The following is a 26,694-nucleotide window of genomic DNA, read 5'->3' as shown; positions in this document are numbered from 1 at the left end:
CCGCCTCTTGACCTTACCCTGCACTGGAAGGTCCAGTCTTAGCTCGGTAAGGGCCCGATGACCAGCGGAAGGCAGCTCATGGCGGACAACGACGACGTCGATCTCGCGGTGGTGGGCTCCGGCGGGGCGGCGATGGCCGCCGCGATCGCGGCCCGGCAGGCCGGCGCGAGGGTGGTGCTCATCGAACGGGCGGTGCTGGGTGGCACGTGCGTGAACGTCGGTTGTGTGCCGTCGAAGACGCTGCTGGCCGCGGCCGGCACTCGGCACGCTGCGCTGTCCAACCCGTTTCCTGGGGCGCCCACCTCCGCCGACGGAGTGGACCTGCGCGCGCTCGTCGGGCAGAAGGACGAGCTGGTGGGTCGGCTACGGCAGGCCAAGTACGGCGACGTCGCCGCCGCCTACGGCTTCGAGGTCCGGCCCGGGCAGGCCCGGTTCACCGATGGCGACACCCTCACCATCGACGACCGGCCGCTGCGTGCTCGCGCCTACGTGATCGCGACCGGTGCTGAACCGGCCCGGCCTGATCTGCCCGGCCTCGGCGAGGTGGACTACCTGACCTCTACCACGGCGATGGAGCAGTCCGAGCTGCCTGACTCGCTGGTAGTGGTCGGCGGCGGGTACGTCGGCATGGAACAGGCGCAGTTGTTCGCCCACCTCGGCACCCGGGTCACCCTGGTCGGGCGGCTCGCGCCGAGGGCCGAACCGGAACTCGCCGAGGCGCTGCGCGCCGTGTTCGCCGACGACGGCATCACCATGCTGGAAGAGCACGCCACCGAGGTGCAGCGCGCTGCCGGCGGGGTGGAGGTCGTCACCGCGTCCGGGCGGCGGGCGAGCGGGCAGCGGCTGCTGGTGGCCACTGGCCGGCGGGCCCGCACCGACGGCCTCGACCTGGCCGTCGCCGGCGTGAAGACCGACGAGCGGGGGTTCGTGGTTGTCGACGCCGCGCAGCGCACCACCAACCCCCGGGTGTATGCCGCGGGCGACGTCACCGGCGCACCGCAGTACGTCTACGTCGCCGCCGCCACCGGCCGCGTCGCGGCGGTCAACGCCCTCGCCGGCGACGGCACCCGCCCGGCCCGGTTGGACTACACCGGCCTGCCGTCGGTGGTGTTCACCCGGCCGCAGCTGGCCTCGGCCGGGCTCACCGAAGCCGACGCCCTCGCCGCCGGGCACGACTGCGCCTGCCGCATCCTCGACCTCGCCGACGTGCCCAGGGCGCTGGTCAACCGCGACACCCGCGGAGCGGTCAAGGTCGTCGCGGACGCGAACACCGGCCGGGTGCTCGGCGTCCACGCCCTCGCCGACGGCGCCGGAGAGATGATGCTGGCCGCCACCTACGCCATCAAAGCCGGGATGACCGTCGACGACATCGCCGACACCTGGGCGCCCTACCTGACGATGGCCGAAAGCCTGCGGATCACCGCCGGGACGTTCCGCAACGAACTGCCGACCTCCTGCTGTGCCTGACAGCCGCCCCCGCCGCAGCGCCGTATGGGCCGCCGGCGCCCTGGCCGTGTGCTGCACCCTGCACGCACTGCTGCTCACCGGCGGCCTCGCCGGCATCGGCGCCGGCATCGGCGCGGCCACCAGCAACACCGCGCTGCTCGGCACCGCCGGCGTGGTCCTCGCCGTGGCCATCGGTGTCGTCATCGCCTGGCACCGGCGCCGCCCCAGACACCAAGGCTGCCCACCAGCCCCGAACGAGCGGAGCCACCATGAACAGCAGCGATAGCGACGGCGACCTCGCCACGATGCTGTCCTGCGCCGGGCTGCCCCCCGACAACCTGCTCACCCGCCGGGCCGCGCTGCCCGCCCCGCTACGGGATCTGCACTAGCGGGTGTTGGCCAGCTTCGCCACCACCGGCGCACCACCGCCGACGTCGCAGCTTGCCGACTCGGCCCGCGCACACGGCGTGGACCTGCCCGACACCCTGCGCGAGCTCAGCCACACCGAGCTGGTGTTCACCGACCCGGACACCTCCGTGGTCACCGGCGCGGTGCCCTTCGCCGCCGGCGCCTCGCCGCACCGGGTCCGCATCGCCAGCGGGCCGCAGGCCTTCGCCAACTGCGCAATCGACGCACTCGGCATCGCCGCGATGCTCAACCGCGACATCGACATCACCTCGACCGACCCGCACAGCGGCGAACCGATCACCGCCACCAGCCGGACCGGACAGTGGATCTGGCACCCTCAGACGGCAGTCGTGTTCGTCGGCTCACGCGGCACCGGCCCAATCACCCAAAGCTGCTGCCCAGTCATCAACTTCTTCACCAACACCGACCACGCCACGGCCTACCAACACCGACACGACCTGTCCGGAGTCGTGCTCACAATGCCCCAAGCCGTCCGCGCTGGCGCGCTCATCTTCGGCGACCTCATGCGCGAGCCGACCTGAACCCCGGTTCTGTACGAGGAACCCTCAACGGACACCCGCCCGGTCGGGGACGGACGTCGCCTTGATCCCAACAGGGAACAATTCGGCAACCGGCGAACGAGCACGCACGAACGCCTCGTCCACGTCCGTCAGCGTGAAGTGCCGAATCAGGTCCACCCGGCCGATCTCCGGGAACGCCCGAAGCTGCGCCAGCTCCTCCTCAGAGAACACATCCCGCGTACCCACGAACCCACCACCCAGCCATCGACCGTCACCAAACGGACGGGAGGCTACGGGTCCGTCAGACCGAGATCAATGCCCCAGTTCTTAGCGTTGTTTTGGTCCGGAAACTACGGACGGGCCCTCAGCACCTCGTACGTCTTCGGGTCCTGCTCGTACCAGGTCTCACAGCGGGTGGCCCGGTCCGGCACCCAGGTACGCAGCTGCCGGGGCCACACCGCGGGCAGGAAGACCAGCATGGGCGCGTCCGGGGCCAACTGCCGAGCGGGCGGTGACGTGGACCACGCCGCCGGTAATGCATTCCCTAATGGCGCTAGTATCGCTGCATGGCGATGAATCGTGTGGAGGGCTGTGACCGGGCCGGGTTGAGTCCGGCGGTGGCGTTGTTCGCGTCTCTGGCCGATCCGACCCGGCTGCGGATCGTTCAGCGGCTGGCCCGGGGGCAGGCTCGGGTGGTGGACCTGACCGGCGAGCTGGGTCTGGCTCAGTCGACGGTGTCGAAGCATCTGGCGTGTCTGCGTGACTGTGGCCTGGTCGACTATCGGCCGGTCGGCCGGGCGTCGGTGTACTCGTTGGCCCGGCCTGAGTTGCTCGATCTGCTCGCCAGCGCCGAGCAGTTGCTGGCCGCCACCGGCGATGCGGTGGCGCTGTGCCCCAACTACGGCCCTGACGGTACCGGGATCGGCGACGAGGAGGCTGTGCGATGAGCGACGCGTGCGGCTGCGGAGACGACGAACCCCGCGTGGAAGGTGCCGAGGAGGAGCGCGAGCCCGAGCGGCTGTGGCAGGTCAGCGAGTTGCGGGCTGCTGCCGTCGCCGGGGTGTTTCTGCTCGCCGGGTTCATCGCCGGGCTGGTCGACGCCCCGCGCCCGGTTGGCATCGGCCTCAACACTGTTGCGTTGCTGGTCGGCGCGTGGACGTTTGTGCCGAACACCCTGAAACGCCTGGCCAAGGGAAAGATCGGCGTCGGCACTTTGATGACGATCGCCGCTGTCGGTGCGGTGGTGCTCGGCGAGGTCACCGAGGCCGCCATGCTGGCGTTCCTCTACTCCATCAGCGAAGGCTTGGAGGAGTACTCCGTCGCCCGGACTCGGCGCGGCCTGCGGGCGCTGCTCAACCTCGTACCCGCTGAGGCGACAGTCCTTCGCGAAGGGGCGCAAGTCACCATCGACCCCGCCCAGTTGCGCGTTGGTGATCTGCTGCTCGTGCGGCCCGGTGAACGCCTGGCGACCGATGGTGTGATCCGCACGGGCCGTTCCGCGCTCGACGTGTCCGCATTGACCGGTGAGTCCGTGCCGGTTGAGGCGAATCCTGGTGATGCCGTCTACGCCGGTTCGATCAATGGCACCGGTGCCATTGAGGTGCAGGTGACCGCTACCGCGTCCGACAACTCTCTGGCGCGGATCGTGCGCATCGTGGAGGCCGAGCAGTCTCGCAAGGGTGCCGCCCAGCGGCTCGCCGACCGGATCGCCAAACCGCTGGTACCCGGCATCATGATTCTCGCCGCGATCATCGCCGTGGCCGGCGCTCTAGCCGGCGATCCACGTACCTGGATCGAACGTGCCCTCGTCGTGCTCGTCGCCGCTTCCCCGTGCGCGCTGGCCATCTCCGTGCCGGTAACCGTCGTCGCCGCGATCGGCGCCGCCAGCCGCATCGGCGCGCTGGTCAAGGGCGGCGCCGCACTCGAAGCGTTGGGCCGGATCCGCGCGGTCGCGCTGGACAAGACCGGCACCCTGACCCGCAACGAACCCACCGTCGTTGACGTTGCCACCACCGACACGACCAGCCGCGACCAGGTCCTTCGGGTCGCCGCAGCACTCGAATCACGCAGCGAACACCCCCTGGCCCGGGCGATCCTCGCCGCCGCACCCGACCACATCCCGGCCGCCGACGTCGAGGCCGTCACCGGTGCCGGCCTGACCGGCATCGTCGACGACCGGCCGGCACGGCTCGGCCGCCCCGGCTGGATCCACCCCGGCCCCTTGGGCGAGCACGTCACCGCCATGCAGACAGCCGGCGCGACCGCCGTCCTCGTCGAACACGACGGCACCCTGATCGGCGCCATCGCCGTCCGCGACGAACTACGACCCGAAGCCGCCGAAGTCGTCGCCCGGCTCCACGCCGACGGATACACCGTGGCGATGCTCACCGGCGACAACACCCGCACCGCCACCGCACTCGCCGCCCAGGCCGGCATCGACGAGGTTCACGCCGACCTTCGACCCGAGGACAAGTCCCGCATCATCACGGCCATGCGCGCCGCGCGGCCGACCGCGATGGTCGGTGACGGTGTCAACGACGCCCCTGCCCTGGCCACCGCCGACGTCGGCATCGCCATGGGCGCCATGGGGACCGACGTCGCGATCGAAACCGCCGACGTCGCGCTGATGGGCGAAGACCTGCGGCACCTGCCACAAACCCTTGCCCACGCTCGCCGAAGCCGCCGCATCATGCTGCAGAACGTCGGCCTGTCCCTTGGACTGATCACCGTTCTTATCCCGCTGGCCACCTTCGGCGTCCTCGGCCTGGCCGCTGTCGTCCTGATCCACGAACTCGCCGAAATCGTCGTCATCGGCAACGGCGTACGCGCCGGCCGCACCCGCTCCCTGCCAGCCGCCCAGCCTGGGTTTGCAGGAGGGGCACGGTGATGGCTGCGATCGCGGTCGCGTTGTACCTGACCGGCCTCGGGCTGGCGTTCGGGTGGCGCAGCGTCGCGCAGTGGAAGGCAACCGGCGACACAGGGCTGCGGCTGGATGCCGGTCCGCCCGGGTCGGTGGGCTGGTGGGCGAAACTGCTGTTCGTCGCCGCGCTGCTGCTCGGCCTCGCCGGTCCGGCTGCTGCCCTGGCCAGGATGGACCCGGTCAGCGTTCTTGACCACAGCAGGCTGCGGGTGGCTGGGCTGGTCCTGGTCGGCGCCGGCGTGACCGCCACCCTCGCCGCGCAACTGAGCATGGGCGCCTCCTGGCGCGTCGGGGTCGATCCGGCCGAGCGCACCGCCCTGGTCACCGGCGGCGCGTTCGCCCTGGCCCGCAACCCCATCTTCACCGCCATGACCGCCACCAGCGCCGGTCTTGCCGCGATGGTGCCCAACCCCATCGCCCTGGCCGCCACCGCAGTCCTGGTCGCGTCGATCCAGCTGCAGGTCCGCGCCGTCGAGGAGCCCTACCTTGCCCGCACCCACGGCGCCGCCTACGCCGACTACGCCGCCCGGGTCGGCCGATTCTGGCCCGGAATCGGCCGCCGACCAGCACCGACCCGTCGCTGAGCGCGCCTCTCACTCACGATCAACCACTGATCGTTGATCTTTCGCGGAAAGCTACGGGCGGGCCCAGTCGCAGGCGATGTCCATTTCCGCAGCCTACGGCCCCGAGCAGAGGGATGGACCGGTCATGGGTGCGGGGCGTCGGGGTCGGGTCGGCTGTTGAGATAGGCGGTCCAGTCGGCTCGGGCGTAGGTGCTCCAGGTGGCGGCGGTCTTGTGGGTGAGGCCGAACAGGTCGGTGATGACGGGTGCGGGCAGGTCGGCCGCGAGGGCGATCAGGGCGTTGTTGCGGGCGGCGCCAACGGGAATGCCGTGTTGGCGTAGACGGTGTCCGAGGCTGGCCGCCGCGATGGGGCGGGTCGGCGGTCTGCCCGGGAAGAGGTAGGCGGCCTGGGCCTGCGCGGTGGGGCGCAGACCGAACGTGCGTGGTGGTTGCGCGATGAGCTGGTCGACGAGCTGCGCGAGGGTCGGCGGCAGCAGGACCGGCACGGAGTCGAGGGCCAGGTAGGTTCCCCGGTCGTCTCGACTCAGCCGCTCGGTGGTCAGCGCGTGGATCTTCGGCAACCGGACGCCGTAGAGCAGGATGAGACCGCCGGCCACCTTCACGTCGACCGGCGTCGGGTCGTCCGGGGTGAGGCACCGCCGCAGCAGGTGCAGGTGGTGGTCTTCGGCGAGGAACCGGGAGGGCGTGTCGTCGCGGCGGCGGGCGATGACCAGGTTCGGAGTGATCCGTCGCGCGGCGGTCCAGGCGGTGAAGGCCCGGACCGCCCGGCGTCGGTGGGCTCGGCCGTCGGTCATGAACTCGTCCAGGCGCGGCTGGGTGAGGTCGTCGATCGTCAGGTTGCGCTGGCCCAGCCAGGACATCAGGGCCAGCGCCTGGTGGATGTCCTCGCGGTCGGCGGTGGCGGAGCTGGCGGTGTATCGGCCGCGGGTGGCGGCGCGGCGGGCCTTGCGCAGGACGACCCACTGGGCGAAGGGCCGGACGAGTCGTTGGCGATCGGCTGGCTGGTCGACGAGCAGGGCGTCGAGCCACGGTTCGAGCCGGGCCAGCGGCTCCAGCCGGTCGGGCAGGACGCTGGTGGCCACGAGCAGTTTGCGCAGGTAGTCGACCGCGCCCGCCTTCGGCGTGTGCAGGAGTTCATCGAGCACCTCGTGGGTGACCGGCGCCCTGGTCGCGGCCAGCTCGGCGAGCAGCCGGGCGGAGCCGCTGCGGCGCAGCCAGGCGAGGGCGTGCCGTGGGATGGCCGCGTTGACCAGCGCGTCGGCGAACGGAAGTAGCTGGGGGTCGATGGTGCCGTGGTCGTCGCCGAGGAGGTCGGTGACACGGTCGGTGAGCACGCACCGGGCGCATCGGCGCGCGGCGTAGAGGTCCCCGGCTTCCCCGCACGAGGCGCACAGGTAGTCCAGGTTTGCACGCATGCCGTTGCGGCCGGTGTCGCGGATCGCGCAGGGTCCGCACACGCCGGTTGCTCGCGCGTCGCGGCCAACGAGGACCCGGACCTGGCCACAGGTGGCGCAGGGGCCGGGGTTGTTGACCGTTCCGCTGTAGCAGGTCGAGCAGACCGGCCCCAGCGGCCAGTGCGCCTGGGTGGTGCGGCGGCGTCGACACAGCGCGCACTCGCGCAGCGGTCGCGGTCGGCAGCCGGGACAGCGCGGCAGGCCGTCCGGTCCGCGCTGGCAGTGCCGCCACCGGCCGCAGGCGCCACATTCGGCCACCGGCGACTCGGCGCAGGCAGCGCACAGATCCGGGCTGCCGCCGGCGGCGCGGCGTTTGATCTGCCTCGGGCGGCCACAGCCACCACATCGGCGCTCGGGCGCCCGGTAGCAGCGTCGACAGACGGAACCGGCGTCGGTGATCGCGTGCGCGGGCGACGGCAGCGCGCAGGTCACGCAGACGTGGACCGGGCGGGGCGCGCAGCCCTGACACAGCGGTCGACCGTCAGGGGTCCGTCGCGTCGGTTGCCGGCGCCGGCCGCAGCCGGCGCACTGCTGCTGCCGGGCCGGGTCGGTGCCGTAGCAGGCCCGGCAGATCACCCCCTCGTCGCGGCGGGCGGCGCGGTCGCCGGGTCGCCCGCACCGCGCGCAGATGATCTGCTCGGCTTTGAGCATGCAGGGCTGGCAGCATCGGCCGATCCCGTCCGGGTGCGGCCGGCCGCGTTGCAGGTCCGGCAGTGATCGGCCGCACCCGGCGCAGCTGGGCAGCGTGACCGCGTGCCCGAGGCCGGCGTCGACCAGGGCGTAGATCAGCCGCAGGAGCACCCTCGGCGCGTGCGGGTCCGGCGCGGCGAGGGCGTCCGGCCGGGCGGTCAGGTGCTGGTCGAGCTGACGCATCGGGATGAACGTCCAGGCGTTCGCCCGCTCCAGCAGCGCCTGTGCCGCCTCGCGGGACAACTGCGCGCCGATCACCGTGACCACGTGGCCGAGCAGCCGTTCCTGGGCCGCCTCGGTGGGGTCACCGACGTAGCGGTTACGGACGCGCCGACGGCGCGGGCTCACCCGTGCCTGGGCCGGCGGATCGTGGCCCGTGGCGGCGGCGCGGCCGGCGCCACCCTGCCACCACCGGCGGCCGCCTTGCGGACCGTCTGATTGGCCACCTGCGGCTCGATCAGGTCGTTGGGCGTGCACCCGAGGATGTCGCACAACGCAACGAGCGTGTCCATCGACAGCCGCTGCGGCGGCTGCGTCACCAGCCGGAACACCTGCTCCCGCGACAGCGTGACACCCCGCTCGGCCAGCAGCGGCACCAGGTCCGTGGTGGCGAACATGTCCCTGGCGGCCATCAACTGCCGCAGGTGCCACCGGTACCCCATCTTCTTGATCACTGCGCGTCCCACATCTCTCCGAGCCGGTCTTGCATGACGCGTCGCAGCAGCTGGTTGCGGTAGTCGTTGGATACCCCGGTGTAGATGGCGGTGGTGCTGGCGAACTTGTGCCCCACCTGGTCCTGCACGAACTTGACCGGATAGTCGAACTCGATCAAATGCGTGACGTAGGAATGACGCAGGCAATGCGGATCCAGCGCCGGATCCAGCCCGGCGGTCTCCCGCGCCGCGACGAACGCGTCGTTGACCGACCGCGTCGACACTCGCCCCCGGCGCTCGCTCACCCACAGCGCCGGATGCTTGCCCGGCCCCAGCGCCGGACGCACCTCGTGCAACCAGTGCTCCACCACCGGCACCACCCAATCCATCTCCGGCACCAACAGCACCGTGCGCCGCCGTGGCGGCCCGCCCCGCGACGCCTTGCCGTAGCGCACCATCACCATCCCGCACCGACCGAACTGCGGCGCCTTCGGATTCGACCGCACATCGACCAGGTCGAGCATCGCCACCTCCCGCCGACGCAGCCCGAAGGCGTACGTCAGCTTCAGCATCGCCGCGTCCCGCGACGCGGCCAGCGCACCCTTGACACCCCGCGACCTGATCTCAGCGACCCGGCCGTCGGCCGCGTCGAACAACGCCTGCAACTCGTCGTAGGTCAACGGCCGCCGTCCCGGCTCACCCTCGTAATCCTCGATGTGAACGACGGAGTTGTCCTGGTGAAACACCTGCTGCGGTGCCACGCCGAACCGCTCGACGCACAACGAGGCCCAGCCGTACCGGGCATCCAGCAGGTACTCGCAGAACATCCGCAGGTCCACCTCGTAGCCGCGGGCCGTCGACAACGCCAATGGCCTGTCGCCACCACGCAGGTGGGAGATGAACGCCTCCCCCTCGGCCGGCGTCCACTGCCACGGATACAGCCCCGAGAACTCCGCCAGCCGCCGCGCCAACCGCAGCCGCTGCGTGACCGTCGCCTCGGCCAGGAAACGGCTGCGCTGCTGAGCCGCCCAACCCCGCAGCATCTCCTCGAACACCACTGGCGCCGGATCCAGATGCACAACGTTGGGCGCCAGCACGAGGCTCACCGAGCCAGGGTCATCACGCCGCACCCCGACGTTGTATCAGATGCATCAATCTTGCAGCTACTCAAGACGTCCTGGACACGCCGAGACTCGTAACGTCGCAACGCCCACCACAGACCCGCCTGACCTGCGATTCTCTTCAGATCACCGCCCTGCCCTATGTTGCATCTAATGCAATTCCGCACAAAATGGCGGGTGATGGATAGCGGTCCGGCAGTGGCAGGTCCAGGTGTGGTGACCTCGATGGGTGTGTGGAGGTGGGCACGGGCAGGGCGTCCAGGAGACCTGGTAGCTCCCGGCAGTAAGCGGGTGCCGGTCGAGTCCAGAGCAGCGGGCTGGGACGGGAGCCGTGAACTCGCGACGACCGTCGCGGGTGAGGCGGACATGGTGGGCGAGGGCGTCGCAGTGCGGACAGACCGGCACCGGCCCCACGGCGTTCGGGCGGATGCGGCCGTGCACGTGGCAGGTCCAGTCGCCAGCGCGCAACGCTGGCGTCAGCCGGCCCCAATCCACGGTCATCCTGACGACGCTATCGGGCAAGCGGTCCTCATGCCGCAAGGCCCTGCTAAACGGCGGTGTCGGGCCGCGTCCCGGCCGACTCGTCCAGGCGACGCCGGTACCACGAGGCCGCGAGGAAGGCCGCGAGCACGCCGAGAATCGCCGAGCTGATCCCTGCAGTCGTGCGGACCGGTCCAGTGCCGACCCAGGAGGCAACCAGCGCGACCGCCGCCAGCACCGCACACACGATCGCGGTCCTCGGCAGCCGGTCTGGGCTCGGGGGCGGTCCCGTCGGTGGTCGCTGCACCAGCAGGACCTGGGCGTCCTGCGGGTCGATGCTCACCTGGTACCCAACCTGCTCTAGGACCTGCTGATAGCGCTGCACGGTCTCGGGGAAGCGCGTGCCGCAGTACGAGACGACGAAGGGCTCAGTACCGTCCTGGCTGGTGTTGGCACCTTCGACGGCGAACCCGTCGAGGTGACGCTCGTCGAAGTCGACGAACCCACCTCGGCGCAAGGCCCGCCGGATCGCCTCCGCGTCGCAGTCTCGCGGTGACCACAACGGCCGCTGGCCCTTGCCGTACCCGAACTCCGGATCATCCATGACCGTCACCGTACCGATCGTTGTCTGATCTGTATTCATAGCTCATGCCCGGAGAGACGGGCACGGGTGCGCCGTACCTCTGTCGTGGACGGACGTTAAGCTAGTTCTGCAATGCACTGCACGACCCCGACACGTCTCGAAAACAGTGCGCCGGACACCCCGGGCCGCACATTTACGAGTCGGAGGTAGGGCAGTGAGGCAACACAGATGGTGGTGGCAGAGACTCCTGCGAGGGAGGTCGATGCCGCTTCCGACGGGTCGGCAGCGCAAGCGCTGGCTGGCGGTGGGCGAGGTGGTGGCCGTGATCCTGCGGATCGTCGCCTCGCTGGTGATGCTGATCAACGGCATCGACACCCCGGACAGGTGACGCGATGCCGGCACCTGCGGGGAAGCGGAACGGTCCCCATCTCATGGCACGAGATGAGGACCGCGTGACGCTGCAGGCGAACTAGTACCACCCGTTCATCTGATCCACCAAGGCGGTCCCGGAGTTCCCGCTCCGGGGCCGCCGCTCTTTCCAGCGGTTCGACAGTCGGTTCACTGTCTAACGCGCTCGATAGGATTCTACTACTTACAACGTCATGCGTGTTATTACGGTGCCCCTCCCTGCCAGCCTTTTTGCGTTCGTCGAAGTCACGGTCGGATACCGTACTCGGCTCCGACAGTCGTAATCCACGATCACTCACGTTGTCCTGCATGGTCTTGGGGTTCACGACGAGGTCAGTCGAAGATGCGATCGACGACGGCGGCCTGCTCGGCGGTGCGGGCGCGGAAGTAGCGGGCGGTGGTGCCGAGGGAGGCACGGCCGAGCAGAGCCGGGTCGGCGCCGCCTTGGAGCCGTAGCCGGGTGGCGTAGGTGTGGCGCAGCCGGTGCGGTCGCAGGCCGGGCAGTCCGGCGGCGGCGCCGACGGTGCGGACGACGTGGACGATGCCGGAGTCGCTGAGCGGGCCGCGTTGGCCGGTCCACAGCGGTCCGGCCCGGAGCCACGGTGGCGGACCCAAGCAAGTAAGGCCGCCCGCGAAGCGCCGCGCAGGGTGCGCGCGTAGGGGGCCGCGCGCACACGGGGACTGTCGTAGGTGGGGCGATAGGGTCAGGCGACGGCAGGAAACGGAGACCCCAGGTCAAGCTTGTCGCGTCGGCACATCCAGGGCCGGCGACGACCCGGGCGAGACGAAGACGGTCCCCGGGTGGCACCCCAGGGACCGTCAGTGGCTCCGCCTGCCGGCAACCCGGAGTGGCGCGATGGAAGGTAGGAACCAGATGGTCAGCGTAACCAGGCAGCCTCGGCGGAGCGAGTCCAACCCGGTACTAGCTGCGGAAACGGTCGGTGTCGGCGGAGTTCTGCTGGTGGCGACCCTCGCGATCGGCTCGATGGTGGGGATCGTCGTGGTGAGCGAGCAGGTCGTCGGCCAGGTGGCCCCGGCCGCCATCGCGGCCATCAGCGCGGTCGCCCTGGCCGCGATCGGGGCGGTCGGCGTGGTGCTGCGGCGCAGGCCCCGGCGCTCCACCAGCAAGTAGCGGCAGGCGGAAGGTGGGGTGCTGATCAGGTACCCCACCTTCCTGTTCATGGGCGCACCGCCAACCAACGTGCACAAGAAGGGCATGTTCAACAGAGCGCACAGCACGACCGGCCTGCACAAGTAGATCGCCGAGGTCTCCAACCTGCCGAAGCACGCCCTTGCTGGCGGAGAAGGCCGGGGTCACCAACGACATCAACATGCATCTGACCGACCCGGAGACGACGTGAAGCCAGGGGCGATCACGATCACCACCTGGCCCCGCATGTACATCAGTCCGGCGGGAGCTGGGTAAGCCGGTCTTGCAGGGCGGCCGGGTCGTCGCGTTGGGCCGGAATGAGGCCCGGCAGCGCGCTGTACAGGGTGCTGCGCGAAACGCCGAGAAGCTTGGCGATCGAGGTCATCGTGCGGTTCGGCTCGGCGAGCAACTGCAGGGCGTACGCGACCTTCTCCGGGGTTGTCAATGTCCGAAGTCGTGTGCACGGATGTCCGGGCTCCTGTGCACGGGGTGTGGTGGGCGGGATCCCAGGGTTGAGCTGTGATCCCGCCCGGAGTGGCTAACGGCCGGTGAAGTGGTCGAGCAGCCAGCCTACGAAGGCGCGAGCAGTGCCAGCGGTCAGGCCAGTGATCGCAGCAAGGGTGATCTTGGTTCGGCGGTCGTCCGGGTGGTCGGGGTGAGGCTGGGTTCGGGCCATCAGGTGCTCCGTCGGTGTGAGGTGAACGCGGGAGCCGGCGTCGGCTGTGCGTCCAGACTCAGGCCGTCGAGGATGGGCGGGTCTGAGTGCCGATGAGTACCCATCCGGGAGGGCGGTGGGGCGGGTGGCGCATGCTGGTGGGCGATGGATGCCGATGAGTCCCGACCGCGGATCCGCCGTAGCAGGGCGGTGAAACGCGTCGACCTGCCTGCGGGGCCGGCGCATGACCTGCGGGAGATGGTCTACCGTCTGTACATGGAGGCGGGCCGGCCCCGGCTGGACGGCCTCGCCGCGACGATCGCCAACGACGACACTCTGCCGGGATCGCCGAAGAAGGACCTGATCAGCGCCATCATCAGTGGCGCCACCCTGGCGTCGTCGGAGGACGCGGTCACCGTCGCGGTGGTCCTGGCCCGCACCGCAGAACGTAGCGACACCGCCGTGGTGGCCGAGCAGGTCCGCAGGTTGTGGATCGCGGCCCAGACCGCGCCGCCGGTTCTACCACCGGTTCGGATGGGCCGGCCGGTCGGCGAGTGTGATCCCCTCGTCCTGGAGGTGCACCCGGCGATCCACGCCTCAGGCGAGCACGATGAACGGCTGGACCGGCTGCCCCGGTACGTGCCCAGGGCGCACGACGTCCGGTTGCGGACGGAGGTCGACGGGCTGCTGGCCGGTGGGGTGTCGCGGTTGGTGACGTTGGTGGGCGGGTCGTCGACGGGCAAGACCCGCGCCTGCTGGGAACTGGTCCAGTATCTGGAGCAGCAGCAGCCGGGCCGGTGGCGGTTGTGGCATCCCTACGACCCGACCCGCCCGGAAGCGGCGCTGGCGGATCTGGAGCGGGTGGGTCCGTACACGGTCGTGTGGCTCAACGAAGCCCAGTTCTACCTCGCCCCGCCCGACCCAGCACTCGGTGAACGGATCGCGGCGGGCTTGCGCACCCTGCTGCACGACAGGCAGCGGGGGCCAGTGCTGCTGTTGGCAACCCTATGGCCGCAGTACTGGAACGTGCTGACACCCCGGTCCGGCCCTGCACAGGCCCGGGACTTGCTGGCCGCTGGCGGCATGGTCAGCGTGGCGGACACCTTCACCCCAGCCGAAGTCGCAGGCTTGCACGGCACCGGAGTGGACCCACGGGTGAGGCAGGCCGCCACCCATGCGGAAGGCGGCCGGATCACCCAGTACCTGGCCGGCGCGCCCGAGCTCGAAGATCGCTACCGCACCGCGCCGCCCGCCGCCCGTGGGCTCATCCAGGTCGCCATCGACGCCCGCCGGCTCGGGTACCCGCCCGCGCTGCCGCACGCACTGCTGGAACAGGCCACCCACGGCTATCTCGACGACCACGACTGGGACCACCTGGGCGAGGGCTGGCTGGAACAGGCCCTGTCCTACACCGCCCAACCCTGCAAAGGTGCCCGCGGACCACTGACCCGAATCCGGACCCGCCCAGGCCAACCGGCCGGCGAGACCGGGCAGCCCAGCTACCGGCTGGCCGACTACCTCGAACAGACCGGCCTCCGCGAACGCGTCGACATCTACCCGCCCGACAGCCTGTGGGAGGCGTTCACCGCTTCTATCACCGACTCCGAACTGCTCGCCGTCTTGGGCTGGCAGGCCCAGCGACGGGGCCGTTACCAGCACGCAGTCCGGCTGTATACCCGAGCCGCCAACTGCGGCAACATCACTGTGCTGCGCACCCTGGCCGAGATGCGGGAGGAGGCCGGGGACACCGCTGGCGCCGAGGCCACGGCGGTGCTGGCCGCCGACCGCGGCAGCACCGTCGCGCTGCATGCCTTGGCCAGGATGCGGAAGGAGGCTGGGGATACCGCTGGCGCCGAGGCGCTGTACCGGCAGGCCGCCGACCGCGGCAGCACCGTCGCGCTGCATGCCTTGGCCAAGATGCGGGAAGAGGCTGGGGATACCGCTGGCGCCGAGGCGCTGTACCGGCAGGCCGCCGACTGCGGCAGCACCGTCGCGCTGCAGGACTTGGCCGGGATGCGGGAAGAGGCTGGGGATACCGCTGGCGCTGATGCCACGGCGGTACAGGCCGCCGACCGCGGCAACACCTCTGCCCTGCATGCCTTGGCCGGGATGCGGGAGAAGGGTGGGGACACCGCCGGGGCCGAGGCGCTGTACCGGCAGGCCGCCGACCGCGGTGACACCGGCGCACTGCAGGACTTGGCCAAGATGCGGGAAGAGGCTGGGGATACCGCTGGCGCCGAGGCGCTGTACCGGCAGGCCGCGGACCGTGGCAGCACCTTCGCGCTGCATACCTTGGCCAAGATGCGAGAGGAGGGCGGGGACACCGCTGAGGCCGAGGCGTTGTACCGGCAGGCTGCCCGTCGCGGCATGGTCTTCGCGCTAAGTGACTTGATCAAGATGCGGGAGAAGGCCGGGGACCCCGTTGATGCTGAGGCGCTGTACTGGCAGGCCGTCGACCGCGGCAGCATGTTCGCGTTGCGGATCTTGGCCGATATGCGGAAGGAGGCCGGGGACACTGCCGGTGTTGAGGCGTTGTACCGGCAAGCCGCAGACCGCGGCAACACCTCTGCGCTGCACGACTTGGCCAGGATGCGGAAGGAGGCCGGGGACCTCACCGGTGCCAAGGCTGCGGCATTGCAAGCCGTCAATCGCGGTGAGCTCTTTGCTATGCATATCTTGGCCGAGATACACGAGGGAGTCGAGGCATTCGCTGGCACCGGTCAGGTATGGATGTTCGGGCTCACAGGGCCCGGGGAAGTCGCGGCCGGGTTGGATTTCGGCTCGTAAGCCCCTTCCGCATGTCTGACTGGGGTACACCCCAACACCACAGTCACCACGAGCACCGAAGAACGTCAGAATAGGGTCTATCGACCTCGGCCAGCATTGCCAGCGTCGGCCCACGCCGGGCCGCCGAGCAGATCGGATGCTCAGCGCAGGAAAGGACCGGCGGCCACCGCCACAAACAGAAGCATCGGCGAGGCGGCGGCGGTACCGAGCACGATGCCGTTGATCCGGCTTCTCGCCAGGAGCCTCCGGAGCAGGATCACGCCAGTCAGCAGGGTGCCGAGGAGTACTGGTGCGCCGACGGTGACTCCGAAGATCCACATTTCTTCCCACGGTGAGTGGTCATAATTCACCCTCGTGTGAGATTGCCGGTCGAGGAGGAGGAAGTAGGCGACGATCACCAGGCCATGCCAACCCAGCATGACCACGTACGCGGAAACGGGGACTCGGTGGGCGGTGTCACGATCGCCAGCGTTCGGCACGTAGCTCCTCCTCATGAGAGGTGGACGAGTCGAGAAGCTTCTGTCTCTCAAGGAGTAGAGCACGGGGATGGCTCACGTTCGATCGGATCGATGGCGGGTGGCACAGGTTCGCTGTCTGGCTTGTCTTGCCCAGGTCCGCCTTACGACGTGAGAAGCCGGGGTGGCGCGGCGAGCAGCTCGTCGTGCTGGCCGGTGGTGGGCGGGGCCAGGACTAGCGAGGTGGGTTGGCTGGCGAGCTGCGGTGGGGTGAGTTCGGGTAGGGCCTTGTAGAGGGTGCTGCGGGAGACGCCGAGCAGTTTGGCGATGGAGGACATGGAGCGGTTGGGCTCGGCGAGCAACTGGAGCGCGTACGCGACCTTTTCCGGGGTCATGGCTGGCGGTCGGCCGAGGCGTTGCCCGCGGGCGCGAGCGGCGGCGAGGCCCTCGTTGGTGTTGGCCACGATGATGGTGCGTAGGAACTCGGCCAGCGCGGCGAAGACGTGGAAGACGAACATCCCGCCTGCGGTGGTGGTGTCGAGCTTCTCGTGCAGGGACTGGAAGCCGACGTCGTGGCGCTTGAGCCGGCCGACGATGCCGATCAGGTCTTCCAGCGAGCGGCCGAGCCGGTCGAGCGAGACGACGGTGAGCACGTCGCCGGGCCGGATGTACTCGAACATCCTGGCCAGCTCGGGCCGGTCGGTGTTCTTGCCGGAGGCCTTGTCGAAGAAGCACTTGGCGCAGCCGGCCGCAGTCAGTGCGGTTTGCTGTCGGGCGAGATTCTGTTCGCGGGTGGAGACCCGCCCGTAGCCGACGAGCACGCCTGCGAGCGGCGTCGGGGCGAGGGGATCATTCTCGGCGGGCATGGGGGTGACGGTCACGCCGTCCAGACTGCCCAAGAAACCAGTCATCGTATTGTTGGACACGCCGATTTCTCGGACGGGTTTTTCGGACACGATCTGCCCGCCCCGACGAACATCTTGATCTTGTCCGGAAAACGATCGATTCCCGGACAGCGCCCCGACCACGTCGGCAACGAGACGCCCCGCGCGCTCGCCACGGCGGGGCATCGAGACCCGTCGCCCCTACCCTTACACTCTGCGCTCATGAGATTTCGGACTGTTGCCGCCAGCGGGGCGCTCGCGGCGATGCTGGGCGCAACCGGGTGTGGCCACGCCTCGTACGACGAGCGCATGCAGTACCTCGACAAGGTGTCCCAGCAGGGCATCGACTACCGGGTCAAGCTCTACGAGCAGAAGACGGCGCCCTCGAAGGACGCTTGCGCGATCGGCTACGAGCTGCTCGACCAGTCGCCGCCACGTGACGACGAAATGGGCTCAACCGCGAAGTGGCGCGACCGGGTCGAAGAGGCATTCATCAAGAGCTGCATGACCGGCGAACTCAAGCCCAAGCCCGACGTCGACGGCGTCGACGCCGTCACTGCGGTGCCCGTCACCGCGCCCCCTACGGCCCCCAGCGCCTCGGCATCCCCAGCCACCTGACCGCGCAGCGAACCAGCATCTCCTCACCACCGACATGACGAGCGGTCCGAATCTCCTTCGGGCCGCTCGTCATCACTCGACAGCCGGGGCGATTACGCGGAATCACCACGGTCGGTCCAGGTCAGCACTCCCCCGTCAGGTCGGCCACGTACTCGAGCGCCGCGTTGCCGTCAGCGCGGATGGTCCAGCCGTGGCAGACCACGCCGACGTCGGCCAGCACGGTGGTGGCCCACTGGCACGCCTCGTCGACGCTGGCGGCAGGCAGCGCGTCATGGTCGGCGTGGGGCTTGTCGTCGGCCAGGAGCAGCCACGCGTCGTCGACCGGGTCGTGCACCAGCCGCCACTCCCCCACCGGGCCCGTCCCGGCCGCCGCTGCGGTGGGATCGCCGGCGTGCACCGCGAGGTACGCCGGCCGGCCGGGCAGCAACTGCCCGTCGGCCCAGCCGGTGACCTCAATCCGGTACCGCTCGGCCAACACCTCAGCCGCCCATGCCTGGGCGCCGTCGACGTCGTCGGGGTCGGTGAGGTGCTCCGCGCACGCAGCCGGCTTGTCGACCTCCAGGTCGTAAAACAGCAGCCAGCAGCAGGCGTCCTCGGCGTCGTAGGCCAGCGACACCCGCGCCGGCACCTCCGCGTCGACCTGGTCGACGGCGGTCTCGCCGGCGGCCGGCTCGATGGCGGCTAGGCGGGCCTGCTCCCACTCGGTCGGGGTGTAGCCGGCCTCCTCGACGAGGCGGTCCAGCCACTCCTTGTCCCCCTCGTTCCAGGACCGGTAGGTAGCCCGAGCCTGCACCTCGCGGCGGGCGATGCCGAGTGCGTGAGCGGCGTGCACCCGGGTCGGCCAGTCCGCTCGACGGACGTCCTCCCACCACCTGTAGTTGGGCAGCGCTGGGTCCGGGCCGACGCCAGCAGCGACCAGCCACCGGTGGGCGAGCTGGGCGCACTCATTGCCCGGCGCCCACAACCAGGCGTCGACAATGTCCGCCGCCGACTTCGGCACCTTCGGCGCCCGGGCGGCCAGCACGGCCGCAGCCTCCGACCGGGCGGTCATGGCCCTCCGACGCTCCCGGTCGTCGGTGATCCGCTGCTGCTCGGCGGGGCTGCGGTTGTCCGCGGCTTTCGGTTTCCGGCCCGTCGAGTAGTAGGTGACCGCGCCCCACGAGTCGACACCTGCGGCTAGCTCGCCGGCCTTGCGGGCGGCGGTGATCGCCTTCTCTCCGGTCAGGCGGCGCGGCCAGTAGTCGTTGCCGAACTGCTTGATCGGATCGATAACCGGGGTGCCCTCAGCGGCCAATTTCTTGCCGGCCGCGTCGATCGCCGTTTGACGTTCCCGGATCCGCTGGACCTCGTTGACCAGGTTCGCGGCGGTCCAGTGATGCCGACGGTCATCGCGCAGCCTGTACGCGGCCAGCATCAGGTCCTGGTCGCCACCGGAGGCTTCGACGAACGCAAGCGCGTCCTTGATCTGCAGGCCCGGCTCCTTGCCGTCGCTCTGGTCCTGGTCCTCATCGTCGGGGCCCGGCCCGGCCTCCAGCGCTGTCAGCATCGCGTCGGGCAGCTTGAGCAGCTTCAACCGCTTCGAGACGTGAGATTGGGAGCAACCAACCTTCGCCGCGATCTCGCGCTGCTTGCGCCCGGCGGCCTCCTGCTCAGCGAACGCGCGGGCCTCCTCGACCGGACTCAACGGTGCACGGGCCACGTTCTCGGCGGTCATCACGTCCAACTGCGCCAGCGGATCGTCGGCGATGCCGTCCTCGCGGATCAGCACTTCGAGCGTGGCCTCCGGGTTGTTCCCGTAGACCCGGCCGGCTGCGGTACGTCGGCGGGCACCGACCAGCACCACCCACTCGGCACCGGCGAGCTTGGCGGCGTAGTTCGGCCACGCTGCGGCGACGCGGTCTGCCGGCAGCACCACAGGCGGCTGGATCACCCCGACTTCCCGGATCGACTCCTCCAGCTCGTCCAGGTTCCCCAGGACCTTGCGCGGGTTAGCCGGGTGGGTAACGACGTCGGCGAGTTTGACTGCCTCGGGCCTCATCGGCCCGACAACCTTGGCCTCCTGCACGTCGCTCATTACGGTCACGAGTCCCTCCTGGCCATCCTCATACTGGTATCACCGGTAGTGCTTTCCTGCTGCTGCTTGCGCATGCGCGCCCGATCGACCAAGCCCGGCCACCGAACGCGTGCTGCCTGCCGCGTCATGCCAGCGGCTTCACCGATCGCCGGGTAGTTGGCACCGTGCTTGGCGGCGTCGGACGCCGCCGTGTTCGCCAAGTCGTCTGCCGCCGACTGGATCGCAATCAGGATGGCCAACCGCCGCAGGTGGGACCGCTGCTGGCTTGCACCAGCGCTGTCCTGCGAGGTCTGGTGCGCGATACGTGACACGAGGTCGTCAACGAAGTCGCGTACCAACTCGGATTCGATGGCGTCCACGCTGACGCGTCCACTCTCGTCCGCCACATCATGGCGGGTACCGCTCGCGCTGTCGTTGACAGCATCGTTTGTCATGTCGCCCACTCTCGCCCTGACAACATTGCTTGTCAAGTGATGGACGTTGTTGCGTGCTCTATAGCTCGTCGTATCGCGTGGGATGTTGCTCGCTCGCTTGCTCGTGCGATCGGTAGCGCGTCCGTCGGTGATGTTGCTGGTGAGCGAGGGTGTGATCTACGGCGCGAGACAGCGCGCGGCGCCTGGCGCGATGCAGCTCGTGAGTGATAGGCACACGGCCGAAGACGCAACCTGTGCGACGAAGGGCAGACCGATGACGTTCGGGCAAGTGGTGGGGCTCGACCCAGATCTCGCGGCGGCGATGGAACTGTCGCGTCGACTACGGCCCTCTCTGGGCCGGGTGCTCGCGGTGCTCAACGGCAAGGGAGGCCAAGGTAAGACGTCGGTGACCGCCAACCTGGGAGGACTGCTGGCGCTGGCGGCCCAGCAGGCCAACTCCCCGCGGCGGGTGCTCCTGGTCGACTGCGACCCGCAGGGCAACCTCGGCCTGGACCTCGGGTACCTCAAGCCCGAGGACGTGCCGGCCGACGGGCGAGTGCCCGAGGGGGTACAGGTCGGCGACGACGGCAAAGGCCTGATGACAGCCTTGCAGGCGGGCACCGTGCCGCACCGGTTGCGCGACGTACGCCCTTGGCTGGACGTCATCCCCGGCGGGTCGGCCCTGGACGAAGTCAACGGCATGATCTTCGGCAAGACCGCACGTGGCCACTCCCACCGGGCCCGCCTCGCGTTGGCGGAGGTCCTGGCGACGATCGCCGATGAGTACGACTGGATCCTCATCGACTGTCCGCCGCGCGAGATCAACTTGCAGGACTTGGTTCTCGTGGCCAGCAGGGCCGCGCTGGTGCCGGTGTCGTTCGATCAGGCCAGCCGGCAGGGTCTGTCCGGGGTGGCCGAACGGTTCAGCCGGGCTATGACGGTCAACGAGCACCTGGAGTTGCTCGGCGTTGCCATGTTCGGGTTCCAGTACCGAGTCAACCGCCAGGGAGATGAGGTGGGCCAGCGGCGTGAGGTACGCCGCGAGCTGGAGGCGGACCTGCGGGCCGCCGGCACCGACGCGCTCGTGTTCGGCTCCGTCATCCGCTACATGCCGTCGGTGGCCAAGGCCTGCCGCGATCGTGGCCAGCTCGTGCATGAGCTGGAGCAGGTTGTGGGCCCGAAGTGGTGGGAGGTACGCGCCGGAACGGCGAAGGGCCGGCCGGTGCCCAGCACCGAGGCCGGGAAGGTCGCCCAGGAGTACGAGGACCTCGCGGGCGAGGTCTTCACGCGGTTCAGCCAGTTGGCGGCGCGGTGAGCGAGCAAGAGAACTCTGACGCCTACACCCCGCCAGCTCCACAGCTCCGCGGCTTCGGTCGGGGGTCGTCATTGGCGGGTCTGGTCAGCGCCGATCGCACGTCGGCGGTATCGGCGTTGACCTCGCCGCCGGCCAACCCGCGCGTGCCCGATGACGCGGAATCAGCCAAGACGGCACCCTCCGATCGGACACAGGCCGTCCCCACGGCCACCGAGACGCCATCTGCGACGGCCAGCCCGGCCCGCGCTGAGACGGCACCCGCTGAATCAGCACGGCCGGCGGGCGAGGCGCCGGCCGGCCGTACCCGGCCTGCCGGGGTGCCGGACCTGTCGATAGACCTGGACGATCCTGCGGCGCTGGCGGTCAGCCCGACGGTCCTCAGCGTCCCCGCCCCGCTCATGGCCCGATTCGAGCGGGCGCGGCTCAGCTCGACCAGCAACACCGAGCTCGTTCTCGACGCGCTCCGCGCACACCTGGCCGATCTACCCCGGCTGGTCGCCGAGGCTCGACGGCCGGCCGCCGCAGACGCGGGTGAGCCGTTCCCGTGGCGAGCCTCGGCGCAGCGGGGCAAGGCCGCAAAGGTACGCAGAGTGCAGTTGCCGATTCGGCCGCTGGCCGGCGAGCTGCAGGTGATGGACGCCCTGGTCGGGTGGGTCCAGCAGCAGATCGGCGCGGGTCCTCGGTCGCTGGGTGGTCGCATCACCCGCTCCGAGGTGGTGGTAGCGGCCCTCGATGCTCACCTGCCTGTGGAACGGCCGCGCGGCCGTCGACCAAGAGCCTGATCTGGGCGACCAACAGCCTGACCCTCCCAGCGCCCACCGCCTGGTCGACGTCGAGCCAACGAGGAAGCACCCGTGTCCCCGAGTTGCCGGGGCACGGGTGCTTCCTTTGATGCATGGCTCGCGGGGGCCTGCGGTTACGCGGGCATGTGAATGACCGGTAGGTGTCCCTCGGGTCCGTACCGGTTGCCCTCGCTGGTCAGGATCGATGCTCGGTGCTCCAGGGCGGCCATCACCGTGGCGGCCAGGTCGACGCGGCCGGTGAGCCCGCGCCAGTAGGACAGTTCCTGCCACGACTCGCCCCGGGTGGGCAGCCGTGCGCAGGAGTCGTGGCTGAGCAGCCGGTACAGGTGCTTTCGGTGCTTGGCATCGGAGGCCAGCTCCAGGGCCTCAGCGGCAGTAACGGCGGTAACGCCGAAACGCTGGCCGTCGGTGATGACCTCACCGACGGGTTCGCCGACGTGGATCGAGTACGGGTAGGCCAGCAGCGCTGAGCGGTCCAGCACCAGCGCGACCGGGCGCTGCTCGTCCTCGGCGCTCACGCGGCCGGCCGGCCGGCGTCGTCCGCCTCATCCTGCATGTGCTGGCGCACCCGGTCGCGTACGGCCTCGTAGCGCTCGCGCGGCCATTGGGCCTGCACCTGTAGCCGGCGGGCGCGGGCCTCGGCCATGCCTTGCTCGGTGAGCTGCACCCCGGCATCGGCCGTCAGCGCGCAGAACTCGTCCATGCGCCTGCGGTCGCGGACGGCCTGGGCGACGTACGCGGAGGCGTTGGGCTGCTGCTCCAAGGTCTCGGCCACGTCCTCGGGCACGGAGACGGTCACTCGACGCTTTGTCATACTGGTCAGGCTACTCCTGTCATACGATTACGTACGGCAACGCCACGCATTCATCGAGTGGCGCCACCCCCATTCGTCCGGTCGATCGGCGGCAGTTCGACATGCAGGTACACGGTGACGCCGTCACCGGAGCGGCGCGGGCGGGCCGGGCTCTCCCGGGTGACGGTGAGGATTTGACCGATGGCCAACGCCGTGGCGTCTGCCTGGTCGACGTCGTCGGCGACGATGCGGACCTCGATGGTCATCGACGGGCCATCGCTTTCGGGGTGCGTAAGGGTGCGGTCATGGCGCACAGCAGCTCGTAGGCGGTCTCGCAGTCGCCGCGGGCCCGGTGCCCGCCACCGAGGGGCAGCCAGCGGCGCACGAGTTCCCAGTCGGAGCGGCGGCCCATCAGGCACGACCAGGTGCCGTTGTCGCCGAGGTGTGCCGGGTCCAGGCCGTCGCGGCCAGCGTGCCGGCCGATGGTGGCGTGGTCGAACTCGGCGTTGTAGGCCAGCACCGTGCGCCCGGCGGTGACCTCCAGCAGCCGGGGCAGCACCTGCGCCAGGGGTGGGGCGGCGGCCAGCTCGGCGTCGGTAATGCCGTGCACCCACCGGGCCTCCGGCTCCACCTCGCAGCCCGGGGCGACCAGGGTGTCCAGCAGCGTCTCACCGGTGCACGCGTCGACGACGGCGACCTCCACGAGAAAGCCGGCCAAGCCGGTGGTCTCGGTGTCCAGGATGACCGCGACGTCGGGCTCACGCATGGCGCGGGCCCAGCGGATCGCCGCGCCAGCGTCGGTGGCCACCGCGATTTCCCGCCGGTGCTCGCGCAGGTACGGATGGGTAGCGATCTCCTGGCGGATGTCCTTCTCGGTGGGGGCGCCGTCGACGCGTTCCCAGTCGACCTCCCAGCGGCCGGCGCCGGGGTGAAACCACGCCCACACCTCGATGCCGTGCCGGTCGCCCAGCTCGGCCACCCACCGGCGGATGACGGCGGCCCGGTCGACCGGGCGGCGGGCCAGCTCCCGCAGCGGCGACGGCTCACCGGGGCGAACAGCGTGCACGGCCTCCCAGTCGATCGCGGGGTGCTCGCGCAGCGCCTCCAGGTCACCCACCCGGTACAGCGGCACGCTCACCGACCGGTACCGGCTCACCTCCACCGAGGTGTACTTGCGGGGGGCGAGCAGATCACTGGCCACCAGGTACTTGAAGTCGGTCGGTCGGATCTCCAGGAACGTCGCGGCCTGCTGGCTCATCAGCAGCCGGTCGACGCGCACCTGCTCGACGAGATTCTCGTCGCCGGCGAGGGCGTCCAGGTCGGCCTTGGCGTACCGGTCCTGGCGGCCCGGAGACAGCCCGCGCTCTTTGGTCACCTTCTCGAACTCGCCGCGACGCCATCCGAGGTAGTCGGGGGCGTCCCACTTGCTGACGCTGGCGGCGATCCACGCCTGCCGCTCGGCCACCACCGCGCCGAGCTGGTCGACGTCGACGGCGTCGAGGGCCCGGCAGTCCCACAGCGGCCATTCCTTGTACCAGCCGACCACCCGCAGCACGCCGGCGTCGGCCAGGGCCTCCACGTCCTCCTTCGCCACGGACAGCCCGGTGCGGGCGGCGAGGCGTTCGGCGGCCCGCCGGCCGCCGATCGGGGCCTCCTCACCCACGGCCGCGATGATCTCGTCACGGCGCGCGGCGACCTGGTCGGCCACCGCGATCGACCAGCGGGCGCCGCAGTCCGCCGCCGGGATCAGCCCGGCCGTGGTGCCGGCGTCCCACTGCCACTCGGCCAGGCCGGTGTGCCGCAGCACCTGCACCGGCCCCAGGTCCACCGGCGCGGCCTTGGGCTCCGGCTCCTTACGGCGGGTCTTCGGCACGGCGGCCTGCGTGGCCGCCACATCGTTCTCACTCACCAGCTTATCTCCGTTCGCAGCTCGGGGCAGGGGGTCCGGCGGCGCATGGTGTGTCCGGACGGATCGTCGAGCACGGGCGCGAACCCGGCCCGGCCCAACGCGCGGACCAGGGCACGCCTGTCGGAGCCGTACGAGTCGGTCGGGGTGCACACCACGTCCAGGCCGCGGGCGTCGGCGGCGGCCAGGATGGCCAGCAGCATGCGCGGCCCGTGCCAGCCGGCCCGAGCGTCGAGCGGCACCCGCAGCACTCCGATGGCCAGGGCCCCGTCGTCGGTGACGTCCAGGGCGAGCAGCACCATCCCGGGCAGCGAGCCCTTCAACTGGCGCTCCAGCCGGGTAATCCAGTCGCCGGTGGCCACGGCGCTCACGTCGGGTCGCCGTGCTCGGCCTGGTCGTCCTCGGCGAGCCGGACGGCCTCGCGGTCGGCCAGGTCACGGCGCAGGGTGGCGAGTCGTTCGGCGCTGTAGGTCAGCCGGGTCGCCTCGATGCCGAGGCGGGCCCGGATGCCGACGTCGGTGACCCACTGCGCCACCGTCTCCGGCGTGCCGTCTGCTCCCATCGGGGTGTCGGGCAGCAGGTCGGCCATCCACCGCAGCAGTTCCACCAGCGCGGTCAGGGTGGCGTCGACGTCGCCGAGGCTCAGGGCGTCCTGGGCCCGCTCGTAGGGCTGGTAGGCCACGGTCTTGGCCGGTGCGGGCTGGCCCTCGGCGACGACGACCGCGCCCAGCTCGACGCCGGGGGTCAGCTGGCCGTAGAAGCGGACGCTGCCGTCGGTGTCGACGACGTCGACCGGGTCGGGCTCCAGCAGGGTGATGCCGGCGGCGGTGTGCGCGGTGTGCGTCGGCCCGGCCGGTAGGTCTGGGTCGGCGCGGACGGTCCAGGCGACACTGACCGGGGTGTCGGCCGGCAGCGCCGCCATCAGCGCGGCCAGCTCTCCCGCCGTGGCGAACTCGCGCGGCATCCGGGCCAACACGTCGGTCACCGCCCTGGCCGCCGCCTGCTGCTGGTCGGCGAGGGCCTGCCTGTCGATGGCCATATGTGGTGTCCTCCTGTGTGGTCGGAGATGATCGACGGGCGCGGGTCGGGGCCAGTTCGGATGGTCCCGACCCGCGCGTCGGTGGCGGACGGGTTCAGGCGCCGGCCCGCAGGTTGAACATGGTGCCGGCCTCGCCTGCGGTGTCCAGGTCGGCCCGCAGCATGTTGACGGTGGAGGCGACGTCGCGCAGCTTCGTCGCGGCCTGCTCGACGTAGTGGGCGGCGCCGCCGGGCGGCACGTCGCCGTCGTCTTCCAGGTAGGTGTACAGCCGGCGGCTGTCGGCGAACTGTTCGGTGCGGGCGGACAGCGCCTGGAACAGTTCCGCGAGGTCGGGCATCGTGTCGCGCAGGATGAGGGAAACGTCGCTGACCACGTTCGGCGCTGGCAGCGCTGTGGACGCGGTGTGCGGGCCGGTCACGGTGGCCAGGTAGCGGACCAGCTCGCGGATCTGGGCCACGGCGGCCAGGGTGTGCTCCCGGCTGGGCTGGTCGTGCGGGTGCAGGTGCGCGATGAGGTCGGCGGCGGGCATGGTCT

30 protein-coding genes and 1 pseudogene are annotated in these 26,694 nt (G+C 70.4%); 12 read left to right on the top strand and 19 right to left on the bottom strand.

The features are described 5' to 3' along the window. The first annotated feature begins 78 nt into the window (after positions 1 to 78). The 3 genes from merA to AB0D32_RS26775 all read left to right on the top strand — a co-directional run bounded on the left by merA (position 79) and on the right by AB0D32_RS26775 (position 2,396). Positions 79 to 1,467 (top strand): mercury(II) reductase, encoded by a 1,389-nt coding sequence (merA, locus tag AB0D32_RS26785; protein ID WP_091331336.1) that lies wholly within the window; start codon positions 79 to 81, stop codon positions 1,465 to 1,467. After that, positions 1,460 to 1,732: a hypothetical protein gene (locus AB0D32_RS26780; RefSeq protein ID WP_091331338.1), complete on the top strand. Its 273-nt coding sequence runs from the start codon at positions 1,460 to 1,462 to the stop codon at positions 1,730 to 1,732. The genes merA and AB0D32_RS26780 overlap by 8 nt, the downstream gene beginning before the upstream one ends. 106 nt (positions 1,733 to 1,838) lie before the next feature. Continuing rightward, a complete protein-coding gene (locus AB0D32_RS26775; protein ID WP_091331341.1) occupies positions 1,839 to 2,396 on the top strand; it encodes an alkylmercury lyase family protein in 558 nt (185 codons plus the stop codon). Positions 2,397 to 2,498: 102 nt separating this feature from the next. Here AB0D32_RS26775 and AB0D32_RS26770 read toward each other — a convergent pair. Then, a pseudogene (locus AB0D32_RS26770) lies at positions 2,499 to 2,621 on the bottom strand (DUF4158 domain-containing protein); the annotation flags it as partial. A gap of 104 nt (positions 2,622 to 2,725) precedes the next feature. Continuing rightward, complete coding sequence (locus AB0D32_RS26765; protein ID WP_256092950.1) at positions 2,726 to 2,854, bottom strand: hypothetical protein; 129 nt, start codon at positions 2,852 to 2,854, stop codon at positions 2,726 to 2,728. An 87-nt stretch (positions 2,855 to 2,941) separates the two neighbouring features. On the opposite strand from AB0D32_RS26765, the gene AB0D32_RS26760 reads away from it, so the two are divergent. From AB0D32_RS26760 to AB0D32_RS26750, 3 genes are read left to right on the top strand one after another with little or no spacing between them, the layout of a single operon-like run. After that, positions 2,942 to 3,322 carry a metalloregulator ArsR/SmtB family transcription factor gene (locus AB0D32_RS26760; RefSeq protein WP_091331346.1) on the top strand — a complete coding sequence of 127 codons (381 nt, stop codon included), beginning with the start codon at positions 2,942 to 2,944 and terminating at the stop codon, positions 3,320 to 3,322. Further along, positions 3,319 to 5,262 (top strand): cation-translocating P-type ATPase, encoded by a 1,944-nt coding sequence (locus AB0D32_RS26755; protein ID WP_091331347.1) that lies wholly within the window; start codon positions 3,319 to 3,321, stop codon positions 5,260 to 5,262. Before AB0D32_RS26760 ends, AB0D32_RS26755 begins: the two co-directional genes overlap by 4 nt. Next, the gene (locus AB0D32_RS26750) at positions 5,262 to 5,879 is read left to right on the top strand and encodes an isoprenylcysteine carboxylmethyltransferase family protein (RefSeq protein ID WP_091331348.1); all 618 of its coding nucleotides are present in this window, start codon (positions 5,262 to 5,264) and stop codon (positions 5,877 to 5,879) included. Before AB0D32_RS26755 ends, AB0D32_RS26750 begins: the two co-directional genes overlap by 1 nt. Positions 5,880 to 6,001: 122 nt before the next feature. On the opposite strand, the gene AB0D32_RS26745 is transcribed toward AB0D32_RS26750, so the two are convergent. The 4 genes from AB0D32_RS26745 to AB0D32_RS26730 all read right to left on the bottom strand — a co-directional run bounded on the left by AB0D32_RS26745 (position 6,002) and on the right by AB0D32_RS26730 (position 10,881). Beyond that, the gene (locus tag AB0D32_RS26745; RefSeq protein WP_091331350.1) at positions 6,002 to 8,371 is read right to left on the bottom strand and encodes a hypothetical protein; all 2,370 of its coding nucleotides are present in this window, start codon (positions 8,369 to 8,371) and stop codon (positions 6,002 to 6,004) included. After that, complete coding sequence (locus tag AB0D32_RS26740; RefSeq protein ID WP_218105486.1) at positions 8,368 to 8,685, bottom strand: helix-turn-helix transcriptional regulator; 318 nt, start codon at positions 8,683 to 8,685, stop codon at positions 8,368 to 8,370. The genes AB0D32_RS26745 and AB0D32_RS26740 overlap by 4 nt, the downstream gene beginning before the upstream one ends. Positions 8,686 to 8,693: 8 nt before the next feature. Next, on the bottom strand, positions 8,694 to 9,782 hold the full coding sequence (locus AB0D32_RS26735; RefSeq protein ID WP_256092951.1) for a tyrosine-type recombinase/integrase: 1,089 nt from the start codon (positions 9,780 to 9,782) through the stop codon (positions 8,694 to 8,696). A gap of 562 nt (positions 9,783 to 10,344) precedes the next feature. Then, the gene (locus AB0D32_RS26730; RefSeq protein ID WP_357095862.1) at positions 10,345 to 10,881 is read right to left on the bottom strand and encodes a hypothetical protein; all 537 of its coding nucleotides are present in this window, start codon (positions 10,879 to 10,881) and stop codon (positions 10,345 to 10,347) included. Positions 10,882 to 11,122: 241 nt separating this feature from the next. Here AB0D32_RS26730 and AB0D32_RS26725 point away from each other — a divergent pair, with 241 nt between their 5' ends. Next, on the top strand, positions 11,123 to 11,248 hold the full coding sequence (locus AB0D32_RS26725) for a hypothetical protein (RefSeq protein WP_357095859.1): 126 nt from the start codon (positions 11,123 to 11,125) through the stop codon (positions 11,246 to 11,248). A gap of 353 nt (positions 11,249 to 11,601) precedes the next feature. Here the strand turns inward: AB0D32_RS26725 and AB0D32_RS26720 are convergent, their stop codons facing one another. Continuing rightward, on the bottom strand, positions 11,602 to 11,883 hold the full coding sequence (locus AB0D32_RS26720) for a tyrosine-type recombinase/integrase (RefSeq protein ID WP_357095856.1): 282 nt from the start codon (positions 11,881 to 11,883) through the stop codon (positions 11,602 to 11,604). Positions 11,884 to 12,229: 346 nt separating this feature from the next. Here AB0D32_RS26720 and AB0D32_RS26715 point away from each other — a divergent pair, with 346 nt between their 5' ends. Continuing rightward, entirely contained in the window at positions 12,230 to 12,400 is a 171-nt protein-coding gene (locus AB0D32_RS26715; RefSeq protein ID WP_357095853.1) for a hypothetical protein, read from the top strand. Between the two features lie 271 nt (positions 12,401 to 12,671). On the opposite strand, the gene AB0D32_RS26710 is transcribed toward AB0D32_RS26715, so the two are convergent. Next, on the bottom strand, positions 12,672 to 12,863 hold the full coding sequence (locus AB0D32_RS26710; protein WP_357095851.1) for a helix-turn-helix domain-containing protein: 192 nt from the start codon (positions 12,861 to 12,863) through the stop codon (positions 12,672 to 12,674). Between the two features lie 420 nt (positions 12,864 to 13,283). On the opposite strand from AB0D32_RS26710, the gene AB0D32_RS26705 reads away from it, so the two are divergent. Continuing rightward, positions 13,284 to 15,860, top strand: coding sequence for a hypothetical protein (locus AB0D32_RS26705; protein WP_357095848.1), 2,577 nt, complete (start codon positions 13,284 to 13,286; stop codon positions 15,858 to 15,860). Positions 15,861 to 16,000: 140 nt separating this feature from the next. Here the strand turns inward: AB0D32_RS26705 and AB0D32_RS26700 are convergent, their stop codons facing one another. Continuing rightward, positions 16,001 to 16,339: a hypothetical protein gene (locus AB0D32_RS26700; RefSeq protein ID WP_357095846.1), complete on the bottom strand. Its 339-nt coding sequence runs from the start codon at positions 16,337 to 16,339 to the stop codon at positions 16,001 to 16,003. A gap of 140 nt (positions 16,340 to 16,479) precedes the next feature. After that, positions 16,480 to 17,205, bottom strand: a complete 726-nt coding sequence (locus AB0D32_RS26695; RefSeq protein WP_357096014.1) for a recombinase family protein — start codon at positions 17,203 to 17,205, stop codon at positions 16,480 to 16,482. 216 nt (positions 17,206 to 17,421) lie between these two features. On the opposite strand from AB0D32_RS26695, the gene AB0D32_RS26690 reads away from it, so the two are divergent. Continuing rightward, positions 17,422 to 17,817, top strand: a complete 396-nt coding sequence (locus AB0D32_RS26690) for a hypothetical protein (RefSeq protein WP_350823549.1) — start codon at positions 17,422 to 17,424, stop codon at positions 17,815 to 17,817. 121 nt (positions 17,818 to 17,938) lie between these two features. Here AB0D32_RS26690 and AB0D32_RS26685 read toward each other — a convergent pair whose 3' ends face one another. After that, on the bottom strand, positions 17,939 to 19,891 hold the full coding sequence (locus AB0D32_RS26685; RefSeq protein WP_357096011.1) for a ParB/RepB/Spo0J family partition protein: 1,953 nt from the start codon (positions 19,889 to 19,891) through the stop codon (positions 17,939 to 17,941). A gap of 5 nt (positions 19,892 to 19,896) precedes the next feature. After that, the gene (locus AB0D32_RS26680; protein ID WP_357095843.1) at positions 19,897 to 20,325 is read right to left on the bottom strand and encodes a hypothetical protein; all 429 of its coding nucleotides are present in this window, start codon (positions 20,323 to 20,325) and stop codon (positions 19,897 to 19,899) included. 130 nt (positions 20,326 to 20,455) lie between these two features. On the opposite strand from AB0D32_RS26680, the gene AB0D32_RS26675 reads away from it, so the two are divergent. Both AB0D32_RS26675 and AB0D32_RS26670 read left to right on the top strand, forming a co-directional pair. Beyond that, on the top strand, positions 20,456 to 21,619 hold the full coding sequence (locus AB0D32_RS26675; protein ID WP_357096008.1) for a ParA family protein: 1,164 nt from the start codon (positions 20,456 to 20,458) through the stop codon (positions 21,617 to 21,619). Positions 21,620 to 21,936: 317 nt separating this feature from the next. After that, positions 21,937 to 22,401 (top strand): hypothetical protein, encoded by a 465-nt coding sequence (locus AB0D32_RS26670; RefSeq protein WP_357095840.1) that lies wholly within the window; start codon positions 21,937 to 21,939, stop codon positions 22,399 to 22,401. Positions 22,402 to 22,535: 134 nt separating this feature from the next. Here AB0D32_RS26670 and AB0D32_RS26665 read toward each other — a convergent pair whose 3' ends face one another. From AB0D32_RS26665 to AB0D32_RS26635, 7 genes are all read right to left on the bottom strand, one after another. Further along, a complete protein-coding gene (locus AB0D32_RS26665) occupies positions 22,536 to 22,940 on the bottom strand; it encodes a hypothetical protein (protein ID WP_350823557.1) in 405 nt (134 codons plus the stop codon). After that, the gene (locus AB0D32_RS26660; protein WP_357095836.1) at positions 22,937 to 23,236 is read right to left on the bottom strand and encodes a hypothetical protein; all 300 of its coding nucleotides are present in this window, start codon (positions 23,234 to 23,236) and stop codon (positions 22,937 to 22,939) included. Before AB0D32_RS26660 ends, AB0D32_RS26665 begins: the two co-directional genes overlap by 4 nt. 50 nt (positions 23,237 to 23,286) lie before the next feature. Next, on the bottom strand, positions 23,287 to 23,481 hold the full coding sequence (locus AB0D32_RS26655) for a hypothetical protein (RefSeq protein WP_350823560.1): 195 nt from the start codon (positions 23,479 to 23,481) through the stop codon (positions 23,287 to 23,289). After that, positions 23,478 to 25,124: a 3'-5' exonuclease gene (locus AB0D32_RS26650; protein WP_357095833.1), complete on the bottom strand. Its 1,647-nt coding sequence runs from the start codon at positions 25,122 to 25,124 to the stop codon at positions 23,478 to 23,480. The genes AB0D32_RS26655 and AB0D32_RS26650 overlap by 4 nt, the downstream gene beginning before the upstream one ends. Then, the gene (locus AB0D32_RS26645; RefSeq protein ID WP_357095830.1) at positions 25,121 to 25,492 is read right to left on the bottom strand and encodes a hypothetical protein; all 372 of its coding nucleotides are present in this window, start codon (positions 25,490 to 25,492) and stop codon (positions 25,121 to 25,123) included. Before AB0D32_RS26645 ends, AB0D32_RS26650 begins: the two co-directional genes overlap by 4 nt. Beyond that, positions 25,489 to 26,160, bottom strand: coding sequence for a hypothetical protein (locus AB0D32_RS26640; protein ID WP_350823565.1), 672 nt, complete (start codon positions 26,158 to 26,160; stop codon positions 25,489 to 25,491). The genes AB0D32_RS26645 and AB0D32_RS26640 overlap by 4 nt, the downstream gene beginning before the upstream one ends. A gap of 94 nt (positions 26,161 to 26,254) precedes the next feature. Then, positions 26,255 to 26,694, bottom strand: a 440-nt coding sequence (locus tag AB0D32_RS26635; protein ID WP_357095827.1) for a hypothetical protein, incomplete at its 5' end; no start/stop codon positions are given.

Origin of the sequence: Micromonospora sp. NPDC048170 (assembly GCF_040652795.1) — a bacterium.
Taxonomy (GTDB): domain Bacteria; phylum Actinomycetota; class Actinomycetes; order Mycobacteriales; family Micromonosporaceae; genus Micromonospora.
Note: the sequence above shows the minus strand (reverse complement) of the source record. Positions and strands in the feature narration are given on the sequence as shown.

Coding starts and splice junctions, on each gene's coding strand:
- AB0D32_RS26730 (WP_357095862.1), bottom strand. CDS start 10,881: ATGGATGATCCGGAGTTCGGGTACGGCAAGGGCCAGCGGCCGTTGTGG.
- merA (WP_091331336.1), top strand. CDS start 79: ATGGCGGACAACGACGACGTCGATCTCGCGGTGGTGGGCTCCGGCGGG.
- AB0D32_RS26640 (WP_350823565.1), bottom strand. CDS start 26,160: ATGGCCATCGACAGGCAGGCCCTCGCCGACCAGCAGCAGGCGGCGGCC.
- AB0D32_RS26755 (WP_091331347.1), top strand. CDS start 3,319: ATGAGCGACGCGTGCGGCTGCGGAGACGACGAACCCCGCGTGGAAGGT.
- AB0D32_RS26740 (WP_218105486.1), bottom strand. CDS start 8,685: ATGGGGTACCGGTGGCACCTGCGGCAGTTGATGGCCGCCAGGGACATG.
- AB0D32_RS26685 (WP_357096011.1), bottom strand. CDS start 19,891: ATGAGCGACGTGCAGGAGGCCAAGGTTGTCGGGCCGATGAGGCCCGAG.
- AB0D32_RS26675 (WP_357096008.1), top strand. CDS start 20,456: ATGTTGCTGGTGAGCGAGGGTGTGATCTACGGCGCGAGACAGCGCGCG.
- AB0D32_RS26655 (WP_350823560.1), bottom strand. CDS start 23,481: ATGACCATCGAGGTCCGCATCGTCGCCGACGACGTCGACCAGGCAGAC.
- AB0D32_RS26765 (WP_256092950.1), bottom strand. CDS start 2,854: ATGCTGGTCTTCCTGCCCGCGGTGTGGCCCCGGCAGCTGCGTACCTGG.
- AB0D32_RS26690 (WP_350823549.1), top strand. CDS start 17,422: ATGAGATTTCGGACTGTTGCCGCCAGCGGGGCGCTCGCGGCGATGCTG.
- AB0D32_RS26660 (WP_357095836.1), bottom strand. CDS start 23,236: ATGACAAAGCGTCGAGTGACCGTCTCCGTGCCCGAGGACGTGGCCGAG.
- AB0D32_RS26750 (WP_091331348.1), top strand. CDS start 5,262: ATGGCTGCGATCGCGGTCGCGTTGTACCTGACCGGCCTCGGGCTGGCG.
- AB0D32_RS26760 (WP_091331346.1), top strand. CDS start 2,942: ATGGCGATGAATCGTGTGGAGGGCTGTGACCGGGCCGGGTTGAGTCCG.
- AB0D32_RS26680 (WP_357095843.1), bottom strand. CDS start 20,325: ATGACAAACGATGCTGTCAACGACAGCGCGAGCGGTACCCGCCATGAT.
- AB0D32_RS26725 (WP_357095859.1), top strand. CDS start 11,123: ATGCCGCTTCCGACGGGTCGGCAGCGCAAGCGCTGGCTGGCGGTGGGC.